Origin of the sequence: Scytonema hankhaensis NUACC26 (assembly GCF_045865695.1) — a bacterium.
GTDB lineage: Bacteria > Cyanobacteriota > Cyanobacteriia > Cyanobacteriales > Nostocaceae > Scytonema.
Genome location: NZ_BAACAP010000137.1, coordinates 26,179 through 32,387, shown reverse-complemented (window position 1 = coordinate 32,387; position 6,209 = coordinate 26,179). Strand labels below are relative to the sequence as shown.

Below are 6,209 nucleotides of genomic sequence, written 5' to 3'. Positions count from 1 at the left end.
GGATTACAACCCCTATCATAACCTTAGTCCCCGTACTGTTGGACTCATTGACTACTTGGATCGCGATCGCATAGCAGTGGGTGAAGCACTAGAAGTGCTCAACTTAATTGATATCAAAAGCCACTATCAAATTGCATACGGAACCACCGGATCGTCCCTTCATGAAAATATGCAACAGGTTGGAGCCTACTCCAGTACGACGCTGTGTAACCCTCATCACCGTTATTTAGTTGAGGATCTGCCTTATGGCTGTTTTCCCTTACAAGTTTTAGCTCGCCTAGCTGGAGTAGAAACACCATTTTTGGATAGTTGCATCACGATAGGAAATAAGTTCCTCAACATACCTCTAGAATGGACTGCTGAGTTTCTGGAATTGGATCGGCACCAGCTCGGTCAAGAACTTTAACTCAACTCATCGAACTCACGTTTTCTTAGTATTATAGAAATTGGTAGAATTGGCTACCATCAAATCCCGTTGAAGGGTTAAATTTTTATGGAGAGGTGCGGAGGATAATACCTCCCATCGACTCCACCAAGAGCCAAAACTAAGTAGTATTAATAATGTGAAAAATGACTGGCTTAAAGGTTGTTTGAAAAGTAGGTAGTTGAGTAAAAAATCTCTTAAGGCATAAGCTGTAGATACGTATACACAGATTTTTTTCAAGCGTTTTCTAGAAGCCTTTTGAAACCTGCTAAAAAGCCTTAACTTGTTACTAATGAAAATACAGCATTTTGCGATCGCACCAGCCGAATATGGAATTATTATTGTGTCCGGTATGTAGAACCCGCTGTTGTATACAGCGGGTTTCTACTAACTACAGTTATTGTGTATCTACTTGTGGGTGATAGTAATTGTGAACGTATTTTCTGGTGACTTCTAACAGTGCGGCGTGACCTTCAGGACTCAGCTGTGGGAACGCTGACAGTGAGCAACTAATATAAGAGGTAAAATCGCTTTCACTGGGATTGAAGAACTCTTCCCCAATGGCGAGTGTGGCATAAGTTTCAGACATTTTAGTGCTGAATCCGTGGTTGGTAAGTCCATCAACGATGTAACTAAATATCCACTTAGTGTCAGGGTCGTACTCAATCAATTTAGAAGCGACAGCTATGAAGTTTTGGTACTCAGTCATTGGAGGTTACTCCTTTAGTTGTGTTGGTTGTGCGAAGTTAACCACTCCTTTAGTTAAACACACAAAACACGGGTCGGCTTCTAACTCGCTAGAATTATAAACTTTCCACAGATCGATACCTTTGCCAAAAAGAGAGCTATGCATTAGTCACATCTTTCTTACCCAAAAAGTAAAAATGATAACAAATATTATTTTAGAGAGATCTACGCTAATAAGTAGTTTATGTTTATTATTAAGATGCTGCAATTTATTCATTATACAGTTAGGTCATGACACAAACAACTCAATACACACACTATATGCAGGCCGACCAACGCCCTAGTATCAAGGAGCCGATAGAACTCTCACCTTTAGTCGGTAACTGGATCAATACTAAATCAGATACTGATTATTTGGTGCGGGTGGTTCTGACTGAAGAAAACGGTCGCCTTGTGTTTCAGGCTTATGGAGCCAATAAACCCAATCCAATTGACTGGGGTAAGGTTGAGGCAGTACCTTATGCTGTAGGAACCTCACTTATAGCAGGAGGATTCCACGCTTTTTACAAGCTAGACGGAATTGAGACACATCTAGTAGCAAACCAAAAATTGGGAATCTTGGTCATTCAGTCCTATACTCGCTACGTAGATGGTAGTGGTCGAACCGATCATTTTGCCCGTGAGTTTTTTCATCGTTAGTGAGAAGAGGAAGATTTCAAGATGGAGCGAAACGAAATTTACGGCGATCAACCCCAGGACAACGTGATTGATTTCACGCCTTTTTTGGGAACCTGGATAAACTCGAATACAAAAACTAAATGGATCGAGAAATTTATCTTAACCAAGGATAATGAGCAAATTATCATGCACGCTTATGGTGCTCAGTCCCTCAAAGATTGGGGTGAAACTGAGGTGACACCGTTTGTAGATAATATCAATGAGAAGGCTTTCTGTGCGCGATTCGATCGCGATTCAGTGGAATCCTTGTTGGCAGCGAATATGAACAAAGGCTTGTGGGTCATTGCTGCGTTTCACAAGTTCAAGGATGGCAGCCAACCCAATTTTCTGTGTCGGGAGTTTTACTATCTGCTGGACTAAGCTGAAGTTTCCCGTGCATTTGTACTAGAAAAGCTCATAAACCATAGTGTACAATAAGTCTATGCTTTATTAAGCGTAAAATTGGCAACTCCTCAACCATCTCACTCCCTCACTTGCCGAGTGGCAAGTATTGGTTGGAGATGGTTTTGTGGTTGCCCCAAAATTCATCTCATCACTTTTCTACGGGAGTGATGAGATGAATTTTGGATTAAGCTAAAAACAAGTCTATAAAACTCTATTAGATGATATTCAATCTAACTCTCGACAAGCAAACCCTAATTGAGCGCATTAGCCAACTGGCACGGGATAAGTTCGCCTCTCGCGCCGCTGGTTACGATCGCACTGCTAGCTTTCCAAGAGAAGATCTTGAAGACCTTTTTCAAGCAGGGCTTAATGCGCCTGTTGTGCCAACTGAATACGGTGGTCTAGGGTTAGGACACGATAGGGATATCTTTACCCTGTGGATGATGACTAAGGAACTGGCAAAAGTGGATTTATCCCTAGCCCGTTGCTGGGAAGGACACGCAAATGCCCAAGTTTTACTAGCGGCTATGGGTAATGAGTCTCAGAAAAAGCGCTGGTTTGAGGGGATTGTCCAGCGTGGAGAGAAATGGGCTGCTTGGAGTGGAGAACCCCAGTCTCAGATTCCAGGTCAAAAAGCTAGCCTTGGCACAAGTGTTCAAGTGGTAGATGAAGGATACATCATTGATGGCACAAAGGTATTTGCCACTAGTGCCCCAGAAGCACAGTGGGCAATTCTCTTGGTCAACACAGCAGAGGCTGGAGGAGCGCGTCATAGCAATGGCTCACCGACATCAGTATTGTTACTAGCCTGCAACTTATCCGACCCCAGTATTAGCTTTGATGATAGTTGGTGGCAACCAATTGGAATGAGAGGTACAGTGAGTTACTTAGTTCGCTTTGAACGTACTTTCATCCCTAAAGAAAACTTGATTGGCTATCCAGGGCAGTACATCCAACAGGAGTGGCAGACGCGGTTTACACCTCAATATGGCGCTGCTTTTCTAGGAGCTGCTGAAGGAGCTTATGACTATACTTTAGCATATATCAACAAACAGGAAAAAGGACACGACCCTTACGTACAACACCGAATTGCTAAGGCAGCAATTAATATAGATAGTATGCACTTCTGGCTGTGGCAGGTAGCTACTCTTTGGGAAACAGGCCAAGTCTTAGAGGCAAAACAAGCAGGCAATCGCGCCCGTTACATCACTGAGCAATTAGCTTTGGAAACGGTGAACCACTGCATACAAGCTTCTGGGGCTCGCTCTTTAATTCAACCAAGTCCTCTAGAGCGAATATTCCGAGACTTGTCCTTTTATGTCCTGCATGATAATAGCGATCGCCTTTTGTCCTCAATTGGTCGGGAGATTCTGGGGCAATCCTTTGATCGTGCATATTTCAACACCTATCCAACTCCTCAAGAAAGCCCTACGGAGTAGCAGATTTATCTCAAAAAAGACTTGAAAAATAAGGTAACTTTGGTTAAAAAAAGATTGGTTGTGCGATTCGTTTGTCAAAAATATTAAGTATATAGGATTTACGCATTAACAAAGTCACAAAATATACAAAATTTTTTGTTTATCCTTGAGGAACTAAACTCAGAAGTTCTTCAACAGTAAGACTGCGTTTGGTTTGTACAGACTTATGCCGTACAGCATCCAGTAACGATTGAACTTCTATGCCACTAAGATTGATTCCGTGTTGTTGCAGTACACTGAGCAGCAAATGCCGACCGGAATGTTTCCCTACAACTAAACGACGTTCCCAACCAACATCTTCCGGTGCGAATGGTTCGTAGGTAACTGGGTTTTGCAGTACGCCATGAGCATGAATACCTGCTTCGTGTGCGAAGGTATTTTCACCCACAATTGCCTTCCAGGGAGGGACTGGCCAGTTGGTAGCTTTGGCAACTAATCGTGACAATTCCAGCAACCGTTTCGTATCAATACCTAACTGAACGCCATAAATGCATTTAAGTCCCATGACGATTTCTTCTAGCGCTGCATTGCCTGCTCGTTCTCCCATTCCATTGACTGTAGTGTTGACCGATAGCGCTCCTGCTTTAATACCAGCTAGCGTGTTTGCAGTTGCCAGTCCGAAATCATTGTGCATATGCATTTCAATTGGAATCGACAAATGAGAGACAAGCTGGCGCACTTTATTGTAAGTGGTGACAGGATCGAGAATTCCTACTGTATCACAGAAACGAAACCGAAAGGCTCCCCACTCTTGAGCAGATTGTGCCACATCTAGCAGAAAAAATTCATCGGCTCTGGAAGAATCTTCTCCACCAACAGATACAGATAAACCGCGATCGCAGGCAAAATTTATCGCATCCCGCAAGCGATCTTGCATCAGTTGCCACTGACCTCCAAATTTAGCAGCAATTTGGATTTCTGAGACGGGAACGGAAATATGCACCCTCTGCAATCCACAATCGATTGATGCTTGAAGATCCGACAAGTTAGCACGGTTCCAACCAAGTAGTTTGGTGTTTAATCCGAGACTAGCAATGGTTCGGATTGATTCTGCTTCTTCAAGCCCCATAGCTGGAATGCCAACTTCCAGTTCTTGAACGCCAATAGAATCCAGAAGAGTTGCGATCGCAATTTTTTCCTCAACGTTAAAAGCTATACCCGCTGCCTGTTCGCCATCTCGCAAAGTCGTATCGTTAATCTGAATGGTATGGTTGTTCATAGTAAATTTCCGCTCCATGACTCTAAATATTTGCGACAATTTCTCCAATTTTGCTGGTGTCATAGCCACCGAGAACCTCTAATTGCGATCGGACTAGCCGATGTTCTAAGATGCTGAGAAACTGCTGTACTGGTAATTCTTCCAAGTATTCCTTGAGAATCACCAAGTCGTATCGCGATTGATGCAATGGGACAAATCCCAATCCAAAGGCATTAGCTATAGATGCCGTACCGATCCCTGCATCGGCAATTCCTGAGACTACAGATAAAGCAACATCTTGATGATGGTGGACAATACGATGGAATCTTTTCAGAACTTGAAACGGGACTCGTTCCTCTTGGAGTTTTCGTTCTAAAAGCATCCGACTGCTAAAACTCTCATCATGAGTGACAATAATTGCTCCAAATTCTACTAAGTCGGTAACTGTTTTGATCCCCATTGGGTTTCCTGGTTGGACTAAGAGTCCTTCAGACCAAACCCCAAGGGTAATCAAGATAGCATTCTTACCTACTAGAGCTTCCCGCACAAAAGGAATGTTATGTTCTCCAGTTTGGGGATCGTATAAGTGCATTCCGGCGATGTGTACTTCACCACGACACAGACTGTGCAATGCTGCCATGCTGTGAGCGAAATGATAATGAACTCGCAGTTGCGGATGATAACGTTCAGTTGCTCTTGCCAAAAGAGAAAGCACGGGTGTACAACCAGCGATCGCGACTGTATTGTGCAGTTTATTTATATCATCCAGAAGCCTCACCAGAACTTTGTTTGTACTTGTCTGACTTTGTGTTTCAATCGCCCGGTTTATTTCGGAGAGCGGCAGTTTGCTTATGCCGGGGAACCTGTCCACCCTTACGGGTTCGCCACTTCCTACAACGGGGGGAACCCTCCGCAGTCGCCTCAACTCTGGGAACCCCCGCACGGCTCTGCTCTCCGCAACGGCGTGGCTCACCGCAACTGCCTCACCATCAGCTGGAATCATTTCGATGCGAAAAGCATTGTTCCCAACGAGGGGATAAGCTATCCATCGATCCCCAACCCGCGCTAAGCTAACTCGCGATTGTCGTCCCTGAGAGATTGGTTTGGCAAGAATTGCCTCAACTTTGGGTAAATCCTCCTCTAACCAGAACAAGTCCTCAATTTGGCAACCAAGCGCTTTGGCCAAACGCAGGCAAATGGTAACAGAAGGAGCATATTGTCCCGATTCTACACCACCAATACTCTGACGGGTAACACCTGCTATATTAGCCAAATCTTGCTGACTCATGCCCAAGCGATT

General features: G+C 44.0%; 8 protein-coding genes. 4 read left to right on the top strand and 4 right to left on the bottom strand.

Going from position 1 to position 6,209, the window contains the following annotated elements; all coding sequences use genetic code 11:
* Positions 1 to 406 (top strand): NAD/NADP octopine/nopaline dehydrogenase family protein (locus ACKTT2_RS08710; protein WP_407885724.1); only part of this gene is annotated, 406 nt, incomplete at its 5' end.
* Between the two features lie 415 nt (positions 407 to 821).
* On the opposite strand, the gene ACKTT2_RS08705 is transcribed toward ACKTT2_RS08710, so the two are convergent.
* Positions 822 to 1,133, bottom strand: coding sequence for a hypothetical protein (locus ACKTT2_RS08705; protein WP_407885722.1), 312 nt, complete (start codon positions 1,131 to 1,133; stop codon positions 822 to 824).
* Between the two features lie 6 nt (positions 1,134 to 1,139).
* Positions 1,140 to 1,277: a hypothetical protein gene (locus ACKTT2_RS08700; protein ID WP_407885720.1), complete on the bottom strand. Its 138-nt coding sequence runs from the start codon at positions 1,275 to 1,277 to the stop codon at positions 1,140 to 1,142.
* Between the two features lie 155 nt (positions 1,278 to 1,432).
* Between ACKTT2_RS08700 and ACKTT2_RS08695 the strand changes: the two genes are divergently transcribed.
* From ACKTT2_RS08695 to ACKTT2_RS08685, 3 genes are all read left to right on the top strand, one after another.
* Positions 1,433 to 1,810, top strand: coding sequence for a hypothetical protein (locus ACKTT2_RS08695; RefSeq protein WP_407885718.1), 378 nt, complete (start codon positions 1,433 to 1,435; stop codon positions 1,808 to 1,810).
* 21 nt (positions 1,811 to 1,831) lie between these two features.
* Complete coding sequence (locus ACKTT2_RS08690; protein WP_407885716.1) at positions 1,832 to 2,209, top strand: hypothetical protein; 378 nt, start codon at positions 1,832 to 1,834, stop codon at positions 2,207 to 2,209.
* A gap of 242 nt (positions 2,210 to 2,451) precedes the next feature.
* Entirely contained in the window at positions 2,452 to 3,672 is a 1,221-nt protein-coding gene (locus ACKTT2_RS08685) for an acyl-CoA dehydrogenase family protein (protein ID WP_407885714.1), read from the top strand.
* A gap of 139 nt (positions 3,673 to 3,811) precedes the next feature.
* Here ACKTT2_RS08685 and nifV read toward each other — a convergent pair whose 3' ends face one another.
* On the bottom strand, positions 3,812 to 4,930 hold the full coding sequence (nifV, locus tag ACKTT2_RS08680; RefSeq protein ID WP_407885711.1) for a homocitrate synthase: 1,119 nt from the start codon (positions 4,928 to 4,930) through the stop codon (positions 3,812 to 3,814).
* A 22-nt stretch (positions 4,931 to 4,952) separates the two neighbouring features.
* Positions 4,953 to 6,197, bottom strand: a complete 1,245-nt coding sequence (locus ACKTT2_RS08675) for an XRE family transcriptional regulator (RefSeq protein WP_407885709.1) — start codon at positions 6,195 to 6,197, stop codon at positions 4,953 to 4,955.
* Positions 6,198 to 6,209: the final 12 nt, after the last annotated feature.